Source organism: Polaromonas sp. SP1, from assembly GCF_003711205.1.
In the GTDB taxonomy this organism is placed as follows: Bacteria; Pseudomonadota; Gammaproteobacteria; order Burkholderiales; family Burkholderiaceae_C; genus Polaromonas.
In genome coordinates this window covers 634,508-649,623 of the sequence record NZ_CP031013.1, presented here as the reverse complement: position 1 = coordinate 649,623, position 15,116 = coordinate 634,508, and the positions used below count along the sequence as shown (strand labels likewise).

Genomic DNA, 15,116 nt, shown 5'->3' with positions numbered 1-15,116 from the left:
GCGTAGCCCGGGTACCATCTCTCTAGAATAGTTTGCTAACCGTTTCATTCATTACAGGAGATCCCATGAAACTCAAGCTTGTCGCTCTGTCCATCGCTTTGCTCGCCACCGGCGGTGCATTTGCCGATACCCTTTCCAAAGTCAAGGCTTCCGGCGTTGTCACCATGGGCGTTCGCGACTCGTCCGGTGCGCTGTCCTACACCCTGGGTGACGGCAAATACACCGGCTACCACGTTGAAATCTGCCAGCGCATCCTGGCCGGCCTCGAAAAGGCCGCCGAGCGCAAGCTGGAAGTCAAGTACCAGCCAGTGACTTCGCAAAACCGTATTCCCCTCGTGCAAAACGGCACGGTTGATATCGAGTGCGGCTCCACCACCAACAATGCGACCCGTCAAAAAGACGTGGCTTTCGTGGTGACCACTTTCGTCGAAGAAGTGCGTATTGCGGTCAAGGCGAACTCCGGCATCACCTCCGTGGCCCAGCTCAATGGCAAGACCGTTGCGACCACCACGGGTACCACGTCCGTGCAGACGCTGCGCAAGAACAAGCGCGCCACGGGCGTCGAGTTCAAGGAAATCTTCGGCAAGGACCATTCCGACAGCTTCCTGCTGCTCGAGTCCGGCCGCGCTGATGCGTTCGTGATGGACGGCTCCATCCTGGCCGGCAACATCGCCACCGCCAAGAAGCCTTCGGACTTCAAGATCGTCGGTGAAGTGCTGAGCGTGGAACCCATCGCCATCATGATCCGCAAGGACGACCCGCTGCTCAAGCGCCTGGCCGATGACACGGTCAAGGGCATGATCAAGTCCGGCGAGATGAACAAGCTCTGGACCAAGTGGTTCCTGTCGCCGATTCCTCCGAAGAACACCAAGGTCGGCCTGGCCCTGAGCGCCAGCACCAAAGCTGCGTGGGACAACCCGAACGACAAGCCAATGGAAGAGTACGTCCAGAAGTAATTCGGGTCAGGTAAATTGACAAACCCCGCCGGTCGCCTTGCTCTGGCGGGGTTTCTCGTTTACCGTGGCATGGGACAACAAGATAACAACCATTTGCTGGAGCCGTGATGACTTGGGATTGGCAGGTATTTTTAAATGATGACGGTAGCGGTCGCACCTACTTGCAGTGGATGTTTGACGCGTGGGGCTGGACGCTGTCCGTTGCCGGCGCCTCATGGGTGATCGCCATGCTGTGCGGCGCGCTCATCGGCACGCTGCGCACTTTGCCCAATAGCCCGTGGCTGGTGCGTTTCGCCAATGCCTGGGTCGAGCTGTTCCGCAATGTTCCCTTGCTGGTCCAGATTTTCATCTGGTACTTTGTGGTTCCCAAGATTTTCCCGGCGATGAAAGACCTGCCCAGCTTCGTGCTGGTCGTGTTTGCGCTCGGATTTTTCACCTCGGCGCGTATTGCCGAGCAAGTCAGGGCCGGTGTACAGGCGTTGCCCCGCGGTCAGCGCTACGCCGGTATGGCCATGGGCTTTACCACCCTGCAGACTTATCGCTATGTGATCTTGCCGATGGCATTTCGCATCATCATTCCGCCACTCACCAGTGAGTCGATGAATCTTTTGAAGAATTCCTCGGTCGCTTTTGCGGTGTCGATCGCCGAGCTCACCATGTTTGCAATGCAGGCGCAGGAAGAAACCTCGCGCGGCATTGAAATTTACCTGGCCGTGACGGCTCTTTATGCAGTGTCTGCCTTCGCGGTCAACCGGGTCATGGCCTTTGTTGAAAAGAAGGTTCAGATCCCCGGCTTCGTCGTAGCCGGCTCAACGGGCGGAGGACACTGACATGCTTGGACTCGACATGAGTTTCCTGAACTGGGAGATGATTTCCCAGTTCGTGATCAAGGGCTTTATCTTCAGCATACAGCTCACCATCATCGCCACCATAGGCGGTATTATTTTCGGCACCATCCTGGCCCTCATGCGCTTGTCGGGTAAAAAGATCCTGACGATTCCCGCGACTTTCTACGTCAACGGCATGCGGTCCATTCCACTGGTGATGGTGATCCTGTGGTTCTTCCTGCTGGTGCCGGCGTCGTTTTACAGCCTGATCCCCGGCGGCAGCAACTATCGCGCAGAGATCTCCGCCATCATCACCTTCGTGGCCTTTGAAGCGGCCTACTTCAGCGAGATCATGCGCGCGGGCATCCAGTCCATTTCGCGCGGTCAGGTCAACGCAAGGCGTGCGCTCGGCATGACCTACTCGCAGAACATGAAGCTGATCATCCTGCCGCAGGCTTTTCGCAACATGGTGCCCATCCTGCTGACCCAGACCATCATCCTGTTCCAGGATACGTCGCTCGTCTATGCCATCGGCGCGTACGACCTGCTCAAGGGCTTCAGCACCGCCGGCAAGATTTATGGCCGCCCTGAAGAGGCCTACCTGCTGGCTGCCGTGGTTTATTTCGTGATGTGCTTCGGGCTGTCCTATCTGGTCAAGCGCCTGAACAGCAGAATCGCCATCATTCGCTGAGAACGCCGCTTTCAAGGCACACGAATCTCAAAGAGAACACTGGAGAAGAAGATGATTGAGTTGAAAGAAGTTTCCAAATGGTACGGTGAAGTGCAGGTTCTCAATAACTGCACCACCAGCATCAAAAAGGGTGAAGTTGTTGTGGTCTGCGGCCCTTCGGGCTCGGGCAAGTCAACGCTCATCAAGACCATCAACGCGCTGGAGCCTTTCCAGAAGGGCCAGATCTTTGTCGATGGCAAGGCTGTGCATGACCCCAAGACGGATCTGCCGAAGCTGCGCAGCCGCGTCGGCATGGTGTTCCAGAATTTCGAGCTGTTCCCTCACCTGAGCGTGACCGAGAACCTGACGCTGGCGCAGGTCAAGGTGCTGAACCGCAAACCGGACGAAGCAAAGAAGCACGGCCTCAAATACCTTGACCGCGTGGGCCTGATGGCGCACAAAGACAAGTTCCCCGGCCAGTTGTCGGGCGGCCAGCAGCAGCGCGTGGCGATTGCCCGAGCACTCAGCATGGACCCGATCGCCATGCTGTTTGATGAACCCACATCCGCGCTTGACCCCGAAATGGTGGGCGAAGTGCTGGACTGCATGATGGGTCTGGCCGTTGAAGGCATGACCATGATGGTGGTGACCCACGAAATGGGCTTTGCCCGCAAGGTCGGCAGCCGCGTGATTTTTATGGACGTCGGCGGCAAGATCCTGGAAGACTGCTCGAAAGACGAGTTCTTCAATCATCCTGAAAACCGCCAGCCGCGCACCAAGGATTTCCTCAACAAGATCCTGGCGCACTGAGCGATGCCGGCCTGACGGCCGGCGCTCATTGTTCATGCCTGCCATGCCCATGACTGCCTTGCTCCTTGCAAACCGCCTGTTCACTGCTGTTGCAGTGGCGGTGGATGTGCGGGCCTGTGCAGGTCATGCGCTGCAGTGGCCGCATCAGCCGGTGGCACATTCCTGAGCCCGGCGATCGCCTTCCCCATTTCTCTTTCATAGCGCTACCTCCAGATCGTCGGGCCCCACCTCAGCGTGGCTTGCCCGGTAAGCCTGTTCCGGGCATCTGATCCAGGAGTTTTCCCATGTTTGTTTTCGCTTCTCAGCCGCGCACGATGACTGAGCTTGACCATGTCCGCATCTCCAACCTGCTGCGCCGCCCGCCCGCCGGGGTTTCGGTGGAATCCGGCGCCATTGAAGAGGTGATCAACGGCGCGGAACTGGTGTCTTCGCACGAGGTGCCGCCGCATGTGGTCACCATGTATTCGCAAGTGCTGATCGCCGACACCCTGACCGGTGAACAGCGCAAGCTGATCCTGTGTTACCCGCACGATGCCGAGCCCGCCGTAGGCTCCGTGTCGGTGCTCTCGCCGGTAGGAGCCGCCTTGCTGGGCCTTTCGGTCGGACAGGTAGCGCACTGGGGCGGCCCCCAGGGGGCCAGGGCATCGGCGCAAATCCGGGCTGTGCTGTTTCAACCCGAAGAAAGCGGCGATTACCTGCTGTAGGTTTTAGCCTCACCGGTCGCGCGGACGGGAAGTGCCCACTTCCTCCGCGTGGCCGGTATTTGCGGGGTCGGCCGGGTGTCCTTTCACGCCCGGCGGTGCGACAATTCAGTCATGACTTCAGCCACCAGCACCCCCGCTTCGAGCGCGACCCCCACCCTGACGATCACCCGCCCCGACGATTGGCACCTGCATGTGCGTGACGGCGAGGCCCTGCACACTGTCGTGCCCCATACCGCCGCACAATTCGGCCGGGCCATCATCATGCCCAACCTGCGCCCGCCAGTGACCACCGCTGCGCAGGCGGTTGCCTACCGCGAACGCATCCAGGCCGCCGTGCCGGCCGGTGTGAAGTTCGAGCCGCTGATGACGCTTTACCTGACCGACAACCTGCCGCCCGACGAGATTGCCCGCGCCAAAAACGCCGGCGTGGTCGCGGCCAAGCTCTATCCGGCCGGCGCCACCACCAACAGCGATGCCGGCGTGACCGACCTGCGCAAGACCTACAAGACGCTGGAGGCCATGCAGAAGGCCGGCATGCTGCTGCTGGTGCATGGCGAAGTCACTTCGTCCGACATCGACCTGTTTGACCGCGAGGCGGTGTTCATCGATACCCAGTTGATCCCGCTGCGCCGCGACTTCCCTGAGCTCAAAATCGTCTTCGAGCACATCACTACCCGCGAAGCCGCCCACTACGTGCGGGACGCCGGAAAATTCACGGGCGCGACCGTCACCGCGCACCACCTGCTTTACAACCGCAACGCGATTTTCACCGGCGGCATCCGCCCGCACTACTACTGCCTGCCGGTGCTCAAGCGCGAAACGCATCGCCTGGCACTGGTTGAGGCCGCCACCGGCGGCAACAACCGCTTTTTCCTCGGCACCGACAGCGCGCCGCACCCGGCCCACCTAAAGGAGCACGCCACCGGCTGCGCAGGCTGCTACACCGCGCATGCCGCCATGGAGCTCTACGCTGAGGCCTTCGACACCGCCAATGCGCTGGACAAACTCGAGGCCTTTGCCAGCTTCAACGGCGCCGACTTTTACGGCCTGCCGCGTAATACCGGCAGCATCACGCTCAAGAGGGAAAGCTGGCGCCCGCCCGAAAGCTATGCCTTTGGCGAGGCCGAGCTCAAGCCTTTGCGCTCGGGCGAAAACCTGCCCTGGAAACTGCACACTTCCGAAAGCCCCTGATGGACCACAAGCCGCGCGTTGCCTTGCTCATAGACGCCGACAACTCGCCAGCCTCCAAGATCGACCTGATCCTCAACGAGCTGTCGACCTTCGGTGAGACCAACATCCGGCGCGCTTACGGCAACTGGAAGAAGAACGAGCTCAAGGGCTGGGAAGAAGTGCTGCACGAGCATGCCATCCGCCCCATGCAGCAGTTTGACTACACCAAAGGCAAAAACGCCAGCGACATGGCCATGGTGATCGACGCGCTGGAGCTGCTCTATACCGACCGGCCCGATGCTTTCGGCATCGTCTCGTCGGATGCCGACTTCACCCCGCTGGTCATGCACCTGCGCGCCAAGGGGGCGGCGGTTTACGGCTTCGGCGCACAGAAAACACCGGAGCCCTTTGTCAATGCCTGCTCCCGTTTCCTGTTTCTCGACAAGCTGCGTCCTATTGCCGTTGCTGACGCTCCGGGCGGCACCCACGGCGACGGCAGGGACGACGGTGAAGCGGTGTCCACAATACCGTTGCGCGCCACGCCTGCGCAACTCAAGCAGGACGCCAAACTCGTCATGCTGCTGCGCAATGCGGTGCAGGCCGCGGCTGACGACGAAGGCTGGGCGCGCGTCGGTGCGGTCGGCACCCAGATCGCCAACCAGGCCTCGTTTGACCACCGCAACTACGGCTATGCCACGCTGACCAAGCTGCTTGTGGCGACCCAGCTTTTTGACATCGCTGACGAAGGCAAGTCCACGGTCATGGTGCGCGACAGAAAGCAGCACAAGCCGGCCAGGGCCTGACCGCCATGAAAACGCCGGCGCCGCTGCCCCCCATCGACTGGACCCGTCCCTGGCTGCAAGCCTGGCGCGAACCCGGCCAGCGCGTGGCCTGCGCCGTCGGCGCCGGTGTGGCACTGCACCAGGCGCTGAACGCCGTGCAGCCCGCGCCGGTGTGCTTCGCGCCGCAGTGCAGCCTGCCTTCCGGTGAGGCTTACGAGAGTTTTATCGCCCGAACCCGGCTGTGCCCGACCCGCGAGGGTTCGCACGATTTTTTTAACGGCCTGTGCTGGATGCGCTTTCCGCAGACCAAATGCAGGCTTAACCAGCTGCAGGACGCCGAAATTGCCGCTGCAGGCATCGCAGCGGTGCGCGGGCCGGTGCGTGATGCCCTGACGGTGTTTGACGAAAACGCGGCTTTCCTTTCGGCGCCGCAGCCGCTGTGGGACGCGCTCATCGCCCGCGACTGGAAAGGCCTCTTCGTCACGCATCGGGCGCTGTGGCAGCAAGCGCAGCTTGTGCTCTTCGGCCACGCCCTGCTTGAAAAGCTTCTTCAACCACGAAAATCCATCACAGCCCACGTGTACATTGCAGATTCCGCTATGAATTCAATAGCGGAACTGGACGCCTGGGTAGCGGCCGACCTGAGCGCGGCCAAGCTCGCCGCCAAGCCTTTTGCGCCTTTGCCGGTGCTGGGCGTGCCAGGCTGGTGGCCCGAGAACGAGAACTTTTCCTTTTATGATGACTCTTTTGTATTCAGGCCGCCGCAGCCGTCATAGGCTGTCATAAACAACAGATAAAAATCAGCCGGCCTGCACGCAAGCCCGCTTGAACGGGGCCGGAAGGCCCTCATATCCTGCCCAAGGCGGGATTTTTCACCGACCCCACGGAGAACCCATGAAACGTATTTTTCTGTTTATCTTGACCAACGTCGCCGTTGTGGCGGTGCTGGGCATTGTTGCCAGCCTGCTGGGCGTCAACCGTTACCTCACCCCCAACGGCCTGAACCTGGGCATGTTGCTCGGGTTTGCGCTGGTGATCGGTTTTGGCGGCGCCATCATCTCGCTGCTGATCAGCAAGCCCGTGGCCAAATGGAGCGCCGGCGTCCGCCTCATCAACGATGCCCAGAACGCCGATGAGGCCTGGATTGTCGAGACCGTGCGCAAGCTGGCCGACAAAGCCCAGATCGGCATGCCTGAAGTCGGCATTTTTGAAGGCGCGCCCAATGCCTTTGCTACCGGTGCGTTTAAAAACTCGTCGCTGGTCGCCGTGTCTACCGGCTTGCTGCAAGGCATGACCAAGGAAGAGATCGAGGCCGTGCTCGGCCACGAGATCGCCCACATCGCCAATGGCGACATGGTCACCATGACGCTGATCCAGGGCGTGATGAACACCTTTGTGGTCTTCCTCTCGCGCGTGATCGGCTACGCCGTCGACAGCTTCCTGCGCCGCGGCAGCGACAACAACTCCGGCCCCGGCATCGGCTACTACGTCAGCACCATCATTCTGGACATCGTGCTCGGTTTTGCGGCCGCCATCGTCGTGGCCTGGTTCTCGCGCCAGCGTGAGTTCCGTGCCGACGCGGGCGCTGCCCAGCTGATGGGCCGCCGCCAGCCCATGATGAATGCGCTGGCCCGCCTGGGCGGCATGCAGCCCGGCGAGTTGCCCAAAGCGGTCGAGGCCATGGGCATTACCGGCAGCATCGGCAAGCTGTTTGCCACGCACCCGCCGATTGAAGAGCGCATCGCTGCGTTGCAGAACGCGCAAGGCTAAGCGGCCTTGCTTGATTAAAAAAGCCGGCGCATGCGCCGGCTTTTTTGTGCGTGCGGAAAAACTCAGGCCTGCCGCGCAGCGCGCACGCGCTCCAGCGTATGGCCAACCTCGGCCGGGTTCATGCCGTACATATCAGCAAACTCGGCTTCGGTCTTGCCGCTGGCCTCAAATGCCCGCATCAGCGCCTCGCGCTTGGCAGCCTGCGCAGCCAACTCGGCGAAAGCTTCGTCCAGCAGCGCGGTCGACACCTCATCCTGGGTGCGGATGCACTCGGCATAGGCTTCGCGGCTCAGGCCCGACGCCTCGATGGCTTCCATCAGGCGCGCGCGGACATGGGGGCGCAAATCTTCCTTTGACCGCGCCTGGCGGCGCCGGAACACTTCCATGATGGCGTGGTGCACATGCTCCGGCGCCACCGGCTCCACCGGCTCGCCTTGCAGGTTATGGCGTGGGTGGCCGGCGGCCACACATTCAAGGTAGCGCGTCGATCGTGCGTGCAGCCCGAGCGCGACCTTCAGCTCGTCCTTCTTGAAGGCTTCGGGGTGCGCCGCCAGCAAGTCCTGGAACGCCCCCAGCTTGAGCGGCAGGAAATGCGCGCCGAACAGCTTGGGGTACAGCTCAAACAGCTTTTCCAGCGCCGGATGCACCTCGCGCGTGCGCTGCGGCTGGCCCTGGGGCCGGTTGCGCTGCGGGTTGCGGGGGCGTTCGGCGCCGGTTGCAGGGACGGAGGCGGGTGTGGTGGTTTCGGTCATGGTGGAGAGAGTGAAATGAGGCGTGTCTGGAGGTTTCAGGCGCAACGAAGGTGCCGTCAGCGCGGCCTGAACATGCGAAAAAGGTTGTCGGGCGTCACGGCGAAGTAATCGGCGGGGCCGCCGCCGCGAAGAATGGGCTCGGCCGCTGCCGTGTCATAAATGCCGTCTTTGATCAAATGCCGGGCGATGTACACGCCGACGACTTCACCGAGTATCAGCCATGTGGGCACCGCCACGCCATCGGCGCCCTGCAACTGCAGGATTTGCGTCAGCCGGCACTCGAACGAGACCGGGCTTTCCTTGACGCGCGGCACGGCGATGCGTTGAGAGGCGACAGGCGTGAGGCCCGCCAGTTCGAACTCGTTGACTTCGGGCGGCACCATCGCGCAGGAGCGGTTCATGGCCTCGGCCAGCGGCCGCGTGGCCAGGTTCCAGCCGAACTCGCCGGTCTCCCGGATGTTGTGCAGGCTGTCCTTGGCGCCAATGCTGGCAAAGCCGATGATGGGCGGCGTGTAGTTAAAGGCGTTGAAAAAGCTGTAGGGCGCCAGGTTGAGCTGGCCCTTCGCGTCCTGCGAAGAAATCCAGCCGATGGGCCGCGGGCCCACCATGGCATTGAAAGGATCGTGCGGCAGGCCGTGGCCCTTCGAAGGCTCGTAAAAATGAAAGCCCTGGTCCATCAGGCAGCCATCCGCTGTTGTCCGGCGTCTTGCAGTACGCTGCGCGCCAGCGCTTCGGCCACCTTGATGCCGTCGACCCCCGCCGACAAAATGCCGCCGGCGTAACTGGCGCCTTCGCCCGCAGGGTAGAGGCCGCGCACGTTGATGCTTTGCAGGTCTTCGCCGCGGCTGATCTTGATCGGCGACGATGTGCGCGTTTCCACGCCGGTCAACACGGCGTCATGGGTGTCAAAGCCCTTGATCTTTTTGCCGAACACCGGAAAGGCTTCGCGCATCGCCTCAATGGCATAGCCGGGCAGGGCGGACGACAAATCGCCGATCGCCACGCCGGGCTTGTACGACGGTGTGATGCTGCCCAGTGCGGTGGAGGGGCGCCCCGCCACAAAATCGCCCACCAGTTGGGCCGGGGCGTTGTAATTGCTGCCGCCCAGCACAAAGGCGTGCGACTCGAGCTGGCGCTGCAGCGCGATGCCGGCCAGCGCGTCGCCCGCTTCCCAGCCGGGGTAGTCGCGCGGGTCTATGCCCACCACGATGCCGGCGTTGGCATTGCGCTCGTTGCGCGAATACTGGCTCATGCCGTTGGTCACCACGCGGCCAGGCTCCGAGGTGGCGGCCACCACCGTGCCGCCCGGGCACATGCAAAAGCTGTAGACCGAGCGTCCGTTGCTGGCGTGGTGCACCAGCTTGTATTCGGCCGCACCCAGCGAGGGGTGGCCGGCATGGCGGCCCCAGCGCGCGCGGTCGATGATGCCCTGCGGGTGCTCGACCCGAAAGCCGATGGAAAAGGGCTTGGCTTCGATGTGCACGCCGCGTTCATACAGCATGGCAAAGGTGTCGCGTGAGCTGTGGCCCAGCGCCATCACCACCTGGTCGGCGCGCATCTCGTGGCTTTGGCCCGTGGCCTGGTCCAGCACGGTGAGGCCGCGCAGCTGCTTGCCCTCTGGGCCGTCTTCGATCAGCACGTCGGTCACGCGCTGCTCGAAACGGATCTCGCCGCCCAGCGCGACGATTTGCTCGCGCATGTTCTCGACCACCTTCACCAGCTTGAAGGTGCCGATGTGCGGATGCGCTTCAAACAGGATGTCGGCGGGCGCGCCGGCTTTGACGAACTCGTTCATCACCTTGCGGCCCAGGTGGCGCGGATCCTTGATCTGGCTGTAGAGCTTTCCGTCGGAAAAAGTGCCGGCGCCGCCTTCGCCGAACTGCACGTTGGACTCCGGGTTGAGCACGTTCTTGCGCCACAGGCCCCAGGTGTCTTTGGTGCGCTGGCGCACGGTCTTGCCGCGTTCCAGCACGACGGGTTTAAAGCCCATTTGCGCCAGCAGCAGGGCCGCAAACATGCCGCAGGGGCCAAAGCCCACGACTACGGGGCGCAGCGGCAGCCTGCCGGGCGCCTGTCCTACCGGGCGGTAGACCATGTCGGGCGTGGGCAGGATGTGCGGGTTGCCGGAGAACTTCGCCAGCAGCGTGCTTTCCTGGCTGGCGTCGGCCAGTGTGACGTCAACGATGTACACCTTGAGCAAATCCGCCTTGCGGGCGTCGAAGCTGCGTTTGTGGATGTGGACGGTTTGCAGGGCGCCCGTGGCAATACCCAGTGTTTTGGCGACCAGGGCGGGGAGGGCATCTTCCGCGTGGTCCAGCGGAAGTTTGAGTTCTGTCAGTCGAATCATGGCAAGGAGGCTCGTGTTGATCAAGCAGCCTGTATTTTAAAGGGCGCCCATTGCCAGGGAGGGCTGGCGGATAATAGACCCCGTGAAGCCTGCCAGACCGCCGCTGGTGCAATCTGGGAAACCAGGCACTGGAGGAACGTCCGGACTGCACAGGACAGCGTAGGAGGTAACACCTCTCCACCGTGAGGTGAGGATCAGAGCAACAGAGACGAGTCGGCCTTGGGGCAACCCCGGGCCGGGTGAAACGGGCAATCTCTACGCGCAGCAATACCAAGTAGGCCAGCGTTGATGTGGTTCCGCAGAGCTGGCGGGTAGGTAGCATTGAGCCGCGGGGGCGACCCCCGGCCCAGATTAATGGCGGTCACACGGGCAACCGAAAGGAAGCCCGCGCACAGAATCCGGCTTATCGGTGGGCTTCACACTTTTATCACCTGACAGGAATGAGCGCTGGCCGTGCGCAGCGCCGGGCCGCCCCAAGCAAGCACAGCCCCCTCGGGGGGGGGGCAGCGCATTACACGCAGTGAAAAGCGTGGGGGCCTATTTCCTTTGCCAAAGTTGCAGGGCCAGGAATCCGACGATCACCACGTTTGCCAGCAGCACCGCCGCATTGATCAGGTTGGTGCGATGCACCAGGTGTGCAATCTCCAGCGGGATGTACAAGGCGCCCGACAACGCGCCCAGCCATTCGGCCCAGGTTTTCCCCCTCCACAAGCCCCAGGCTTCCAGAAAGCGCACGCCGATATAGGCCAGCGCCACGGGCGCCAGCGTGCGCAGGTCGATCGCGCTCAGCAGGTCGGCGTAATGCAGCAGGATGGCCGGGTAGGGCAGGGCCGGGTCGAGGTGAAACCGCCAAAGCAGCGCAACGGCAATGTGGTGGATGTCGTGGTGCAACAGGCCCAGCAGGCCGATGCCGGCTGCCAGTGCGGCCAGGCCTTTGACGGCTTCAAAGAGGGCAATCGCGTGCAGGGCGCGGCGATGGGCGCTGGGATCACCGCCGGCTTCTGGAGGGGTGCCGCCCTTTGGTGGGGCGGGGTTCAGGGGCATGCGGGCGCCGCAGTCATGAAAGGCTGCGCCGCCCGGTCATGCAGTGTTTACTTCGAGGCTGCGGCCGCAGGTGCGGGCGCTGCTGCGGCAGCCGGTGGCGCGCCGAAGTACTTGGTGTAGATCTTGTCGTAGGTGCCGTCAGACTTGATGTCGGCCAGGCCCTTGTTGAGCTTGCCTTGCAGTTCGGTGTTGCCCTTCTTGACGGCCAGACCGTACTGCTCGGACACAAAGCTGGCGTCGCTGACGGTCTTGAACTTGGCATCGCTGTTGTTGTTGACGTAGTGCACCACCACGCCGTTGTCGGCCACCACGGCGTCCACGCCGCCGGCTTCGAGTTCTTTCAGTGCCAGGGGGGTCGACTCAAAGCGCTTGATGTTGGCGCTGTTCTTGCCCTGCAGCTTGCTCACGACTTCATCGCCGGTGGTGCCGTTCTGCACGCCGACCTTGAGTTTTTTCAGGTCGGCGAACTTGGCGATCTTCGAGTCCTTCTTCACGGCGATCAGCTGCTGCGCATCGAAGTAAGGTGTCGAGAAGTCCATGGTCTGCTTGCGTTCATCGGTGATGGTGATGGACGAGACCAGCAGGTCGCGGTCGCCCTGGGCGAGCGTGTTGAAGATGCCTTCCCATGGCGTGTTCAGGAATTTCACTTCGATGCCGGCCTTCTGTGCGACGGCTTGCACGATTTCGATGTCGAAGCCGACGATTTCGCCTTTTTCGTTTTGCGACTCAAACGGCGCGTAGGCGGCGTCGGTGCCCACCAGGTAGACCTTGGCGGCAGGGGCCGGTGCAGACGCTGCAGGCGCCGGCGTGGCGGCCACCGGCGCGGGCGGCTCGGTCTTGCTGCAGGCGGCCAGAACGATGCCGGCGACCAGGGTGCCGGCGGTTTGCAGGAAACGTCGCGTGGTGATGGAAGTAAAAGACATGAAGTCCCTCGAAAATGGTTGAAATGATGGGTGATGCCCGTCTGGCCGCGCGGTCAGGCACGGCCTCTGGCATACGAACAAAAAGTATAAACCTCAGCCTTCGGGGCCAACAGCCCTTCGCAGTAGCCTTGGCGACCGTTACGGGCCCTTAACGCCGATCAGGCAGGTGTATACCCTTACGTACGGTGCAAGGTTTAGCAACTTTCACGCCACAGCGATGCCGCTAATGGGCAAGGCCCAGTTCGCGCACGCGGTCGACATGCGCCAGCAGCGAGCGTTTGGCCAGCGGCCAGATGCGCGGGTCGACATCGTCGTAGGCCAGTTTTACCCAGTCGTCCATCGAGCCCTCGGGCTGGGCCTGCATGGCGCCTATGACCTTGGCCTCGCGCTTGAGCCGGTGCCCCTTGAGCTGCGCAATCGCGCCCCGGGCATCGCCCAGCACATACCCGTGCGCCGGCAGGATGAATTCAATGCCGTGCGCGTCGCAGGCGCCGGCCAGCGTGTCCAGCGAATCGAGGTAGGGCGTCATCGCGCCGTCGGGCGGGTTCACCACGGTGGTGCTGCCGTTGAGGATGTGGTCGCCGGAAAACAGCAGGCCGTCTTCCAGCAGCACCAGGCAAAGGTGGTTGGCCGCGTGGCCGGGCGTCAAAATCACCATCAAAGTGTGCTCCAGCCCAGACCCAGCAAGCACCAGTAGCTCCTGATTTGATAGCGCCCGGTCTGGTGCGAAGTGTGAGTCGGGCCGCGCGGTGGCGGCCGAAGGCAGGCCCAGGATGGGCGGGCGGTGCGCGCACAGCGCCTGCAGCGGCCTGGCGCCGGGTGAGTGGTCGGGGTGGGAATGCGTGCAGACAATCGCTTCGATGCGCCCGCCGGTTGCCTCGTAAAGGCGCTGGATGTGCCCTTCGTCGTGCGGGCCCGGGTCGATCACGATGTAGCCGCTGGCGGCGTCGCCCACGATGTAGCTGTTGGTGCCCGGCCCGGTCATCATGCCGGGGTTGGGGGCGGTCAGGCGCATGACGTTCTTGAGTAGCGGCACGGGGCGGGCCGTCTGCCAGTCCAGCGCGTGCACGACCTGCCCGTCGGGGCTGGTCAGGGTCAGTTCGCCATAGGGCGCTTCATGCTCCATGTAGCGCGCTTCTTCGCCGGCCAGCAGCCCGGTGCGCGGGCAGGACGTCCACAGCGGAATTTCAGACGCGCAGGCCGCCAGCACCGAATCGGCCGTCGGGTAGTGCTGCAGGCGCTCCAGCGTGCGTATGGTGGGAAAGATCATGAGAAAACTGCCCGCCGCGTGCCGCGCCAGCGCATAGTCCGGCCGCACCCAGACCGGCTCGAACTGCTCGGCTTCGTCGGCCACCGGGGTTTGGCCTTCGGGCATGCGCGCCGCCAGGAAGGGCACGTCGAAGCGGCGCGACAAATCGCGGTCGGCGATCCAGTGCGCCAGCACAAACACCTCGTCACCGGCCAGCGTCAGGCCGCGCGCTTGGCACTGCGCGGCAAACGGCGCCTTGCGGTCCAGCGAGGCGATGTCTGCCGTGGTGGCATAGCTGCCGTCCGCATGGCGCGCCAGCAGCACGCCCAGCTCCTCAAAGCTTTCCCGGATGGCCGCAATGGCCTGTGTGAGGTGCAGGTCGCCCTGCGTGGCGCGCCGCGTCGACTGGCTGTGCGCCAGCGCGTCCGCCGCATCGATGCCGCCGCCGGGGAAGACGTAAGCGCCCGGCGCGAAGCTGGCCGTCATCGAGCGCCGCGTCATCAGCACCTCAACGCCCTCGGGGCTGTCGCGCAGCAGCAGGACGGTGGCTGCGGGGCGCAGCGGGGCGGGGTCGCGGTGGGGGTAAAGCTGTTGTGAGAGACGGGGCATTTTTGGATTATGGCTTTTGCTCTTCGCCTGGCGTGTGCGGGCCTTATTTGTTGACCATAAGAGATAGTTGCAGACCCAGCGAGGTCAGTAAAAGCACAAAAGCGATCCGGCCCGACCAGGCTGCCAGAAAGAACAAATTACGGATTGAAGCGCCCAGCAAATGGATGCCGGCGGGTGCCGATGCCCAAAGGAAGTACTTGAACCGCATGGTTCTGGGGCCAAGAATCAAGGTTTTGATTGAACCGAAAATTTCCGTCCTGATAGCGACTTCGTTGCGAATATTCAAAAGCAGGATCCAGGAAAAGAGGGTGTGAAGAACCGCGAAACAGAAAAACCAGCTGAATGCCATTTCCATGTACTTCATAGTTCACCGTTGTGTATGTTGTCTATGTGGTCGATGCGTCTATTGTGCTCAAGTGCCCGGAATAAGGCGATACGCCGTTTGAGTGCCCATGCGCAGGGTTGACAAGAGCGCTGCGGAGTCCAATTTGGATGGCAGTCAG

The 15,116-nt window shown here is 62.6% G+C and carries 16 protein-coding genes and 1 other RNA gene; 10 read left to right on the top strand and 7 right to left on the bottom strand.

Going from position 1 to position 15,116, the window contains the following annotated elements; translation table 11 throughout:
- Positions 1-65 precede the first annotated feature (65 nt).
- The 9 genes from DT070_RS03075 to htpX all read left to right on the top strand — a co-directional run bounded on the left by DT070_RS03075 (position 66) and on the right by htpX (position 7,689).
- Positions 66-956 (top strand): transporter substrate-binding domain-containing protein, encoded by an 891-nt coding sequence (locus DT070_RS03075; RefSeq protein WP_122954083.1) that lies wholly within the window; start codon positions 66-68, stop codon positions 954-956.
- A 107-nt stretch (positions 957-1,063) separates the two neighbouring features.
- A complete protein-coding gene (locus DT070_RS03070; RefSeq protein WP_122954082.1) occupies positions 1,064-1,786 on the top strand; it encodes an amino acid ABC transporter permease in 723 nt (240 codons plus the stop codon).
- 1 nt (position 1,787) lies between these two features.
- Positions 1,788-2,474, top strand: coding sequence for an amino acid ABC transporter permease (locus tag DT070_RS03065; RefSeq protein ID WP_122954081.1), 687 nt, complete (start codon positions 1,788-1,790; stop codon positions 2,472-2,474).
- A 51-nt stretch (positions 2,475-2,525) separates the two neighbouring features.
- Positions 2,526-3,263: an amino acid ABC transporter ATP-binding protein gene (locus tag DT070_RS03060; protein WP_122954080.1), complete on the top strand. Its 738-nt coding sequence runs from the start codon at positions 2,526-2,528 to the stop codon at positions 3,261-3,263.
- 284 nt (positions 3,264-3,547) lie between these two features.
- Positions 3,548-3,967, top strand: a complete 420-nt coding sequence (locus DT070_RS03055) for a GreA/GreB family elongation factor (protein ID WP_122954079.1) — start codon at positions 3,548-3,550, stop codon at positions 3,965-3,967.
- A 111-nt stretch (positions 3,968-4,078) separates the two neighbouring features.
- Positions 4,079-5,158 (top strand): dihydroorotase, encoded by a 1,080-nt coding sequence (gene pyrC / locus DT070_RS03050; protein WP_122954078.1) that lies wholly within the window; start codon positions 4,079-4,081, stop codon positions 5,156-5,158.
- Complete coding sequence (locus tag DT070_RS03045; RefSeq protein ID WP_122954077.1) at positions 5,158-5,940, top strand: NYN domain-containing protein; 783 nt, start codon at positions 5,158-5,160, stop codon at positions 5,938-5,940. The genes pyrC and DT070_RS03045 overlap by 1 nt, the downstream gene beginning before the upstream one ends.
- A gap of 5 nt (positions 5,941-5,945) precedes the next feature.
- Positions 5,946-6,695: a DUF3025 domain-containing protein gene (locus DT070_RS03040; RefSeq protein WP_122954076.1), complete on the top strand. Its 750-nt coding sequence runs from the start codon at positions 5,946-5,948 to the stop codon at positions 6,693-6,695.
- Between the two features lie 118 nt (positions 6,696-6,813).
- Positions 6,814-7,689 carry a protease HtpX gene (gene htpX, locus DT070_RS03035; RefSeq protein ID WP_122954075.1) on the top strand — a complete coding sequence of 292 codons (876 nt, stop codon included), beginning with the start codon at positions 6,814-6,816 and terminating at the stop codon, positions 7,687-7,689.
- Between the two features lie 62 nt (positions 7,690-7,751).
- On the opposite strand, the gene DT070_RS03030 is transcribed toward htpX, so the two are convergent.
- The 3 genes from DT070_RS03030 to DT070_RS03020 are packed head-to-tail and all read right to left on the bottom strand — an operon-like array spanning position 7,752 to position 10,788.
- A complete protein-coding gene (locus DT070_RS03030) occupies positions 7,752-8,441 on the bottom strand; it encodes a ProQ/FINO family protein (RefSeq protein ID WP_122954074.1) in 690 nt (229 codons plus the stop codon).
- A gap of 56 nt (positions 8,442-8,497) precedes the next feature.
- Positions 8,498-9,118, bottom strand: a complete 621-nt coding sequence (locus tag DT070_RS03025; protein WP_122954073.1) for a flavin reductase family protein — start codon at positions 9,116-9,118, stop codon at positions 8,498-8,500.
- Positions 9,118-10,788 carry an NAD(P)/FAD-dependent oxidoreductase gene (locus DT070_RS03020; protein ID WP_122957222.1) on the bottom strand — a complete coding sequence of 557 codons (1,671 nt, stop codon included), beginning with the start codon at positions 10,786-10,788 and terminating at the stop codon, positions 9,118-9,120. The genes DT070_RS03025 and DT070_RS03020 overlap by 1 nt, the downstream gene beginning before the upstream one ends.
- Positions 10,789-10,872: 84 nt before the next feature.
- Between DT070_RS03020 and rnpB the strand changes: the two genes are divergently transcribed.
- Positions 10,873-11,210: RNase P RNA component class A (rnpB, locus tag DT070_RS03015), an RNA gene on the top strand.
- A 115-nt stretch (positions 11,211-11,325) separates the two neighbouring features.
- Here rnpB and DT070_RS03010 read toward each other — a convergent pair.
- The 4 genes from DT070_RS03010 to DT070_RS02995 all read right to left on the bottom strand — a co-directional run bounded on the left by DT070_RS03010 (position 11,326) and on the right by DT070_RS02995 (position 14,977).
- Positions 11,326-11,832, bottom strand: coding sequence for a DUF2127 domain-containing protein (locus DT070_RS03010; RefSeq protein ID WP_122954072.1), 507 nt, complete (start codon positions 11,830-11,832; stop codon positions 11,326-11,328).
- 47 nt (positions 11,833-11,879) lie between these two features.
- Positions 11,880-12,755, bottom strand: coding sequence for a basic amino acid ABC transporter substrate-binding protein (locus DT070_RS03005; RefSeq protein WP_122954071.1), 876 nt, complete (start codon positions 12,753-12,755; stop codon positions 11,880-11,882).
- Between the two features lie 223 nt (positions 12,756-12,978).
- Entirely contained in the window at positions 12,979-14,613 is a 1,635-nt protein-coding gene (locus DT070_RS03000; RefSeq protein ID WP_122954070.1) for an MBL fold metallo-hydrolase, read from the bottom strand.
- Positions 14,614-14,656: 43 nt separating this feature from the next.
- Positions 14,657-14,977 (bottom strand): hypothetical protein, encoded by a 321-nt coding sequence (locus DT070_RS02995; RefSeq protein ID WP_122954069.1) that lies wholly within the window; start codon positions 14,975-14,977, stop codon positions 14,657-14,659.
- Between the last annotated feature and the right edge of the window lie 139 nt (positions 14,978-15,116).

What these genes read in the sequence shown, in the direction of transcription:
- DT070_RS03075 (WP_122954083.1), top strand. Translation starts at nt 66, where the DNA reads ATGAAACTCAAGCTTGTCGCTCTGTCCATCGCTTTGCTCGCCACCGGC.
- DT070_RS03070 (WP_122954082.1), top strand. Translation starts at nt 1,064, where the DNA reads ATGACTTGGGATTGGCAGGTATTTTTAAATGATGACGGTAGCGGTCGC.
- DT070_RS03065 (WP_122954081.1), top strand. Translation starts at nt 1,788, where the DNA reads ATGCTTGGACTCGACATGAGTTTCCTGAACTGGGAGATGATTTCCCAG.
- DT070_RS03060 (WP_122954080.1), top strand. Translation starts at nt 2,526, where the DNA reads ATGATTGAGTTGAAAGAAGTTTCCAAATGGTACGGTGAAGTGCAGGTT.
- DT070_RS03055 (WP_122954079.1), top strand. Translation starts at nt 3,548, where the DNA reads ATGTTTGTTTTCGCTTCTCAGCCGCGCACGATGACTGAGCTTGACCAT.
- pyrC (WP_122954078.1), top strand. Translation starts at nt 4,079, where the DNA reads ATGACTTCAGCCACCAGCACCCCCGCTTCGAGCGCGACCCCCACCCTG.
- DT070_RS03045 (WP_122954077.1), top strand. Translation starts at nt 5,158, where the DNA reads ATGGACCACAAGCCGCGCGTTGCCTTGCTCATAGACGCCGACAACTCG.
- DT070_RS03040 (WP_122954076.1), top strand. Translation starts at nt 5,946, where the DNA reads ATGAAAACGCCGGCGCCGCTGCCCCCCATCGACTGGACCCGTCCCTGG.
- htpX (WP_122954075.1), top strand. Translation starts at nt 6,814, where the DNA reads ATGAAACGTATTTTTCTGTTTATCTTGACCAACGTCGCCGTTGTGGCG.
- DT070_RS03030 (WP_122954074.1), bottom strand. Translation starts at nt 8,441, where the DNA reads ATGACCGAAACCACCACACCCGCCTCCGTCCCTGCAACCGGCGCCGAA.
- DT070_RS03025 (WP_122954073.1), bottom strand. Translation starts at nt 9,118, where the DNA reads ATGGACCAGGGCTTTCATTTTTACGAGCCTTCGAAGGGCCACGGCCTG.
- DT070_RS03020 (WP_122957222.1), bottom strand. Translation starts at nt 10,788, where the DNA reads ATGATTCGACTGACAGAACTCAAACTTCCGCTGGACCACGCGGAAGAT.
- DT070_RS03010 (WP_122954072.1), bottom strand. Translation starts at nt 11,832, where the DNA reads ATGCCCCTGAACCCCGCCCCACCAAAGGGCGGCACCCCTCCAGAAGCC.
- DT070_RS03005 (WP_122954071.1), bottom strand. Translation starts at nt 12,755, where the DNA reads ATGTCTTTTACTTCCATCACCACGCGACGTTTCCTGCAAACCGCCGGC.
- DT070_RS03000 (WP_122954070.1), bottom strand. Translation starts at nt 14,613, where the DNA reads ATGCCCCGTCTCTCACAACAGCTTTACCCCCACCGCGACCCCGCCCCG.
- DT070_RS02995 (WP_122954069.1), bottom strand. Translation starts at nt 14,977, where the DNA reads ATGAAGTACATGGAAATGGCATTCAGCTGGTTTTTCTGTTTCGCGGTT.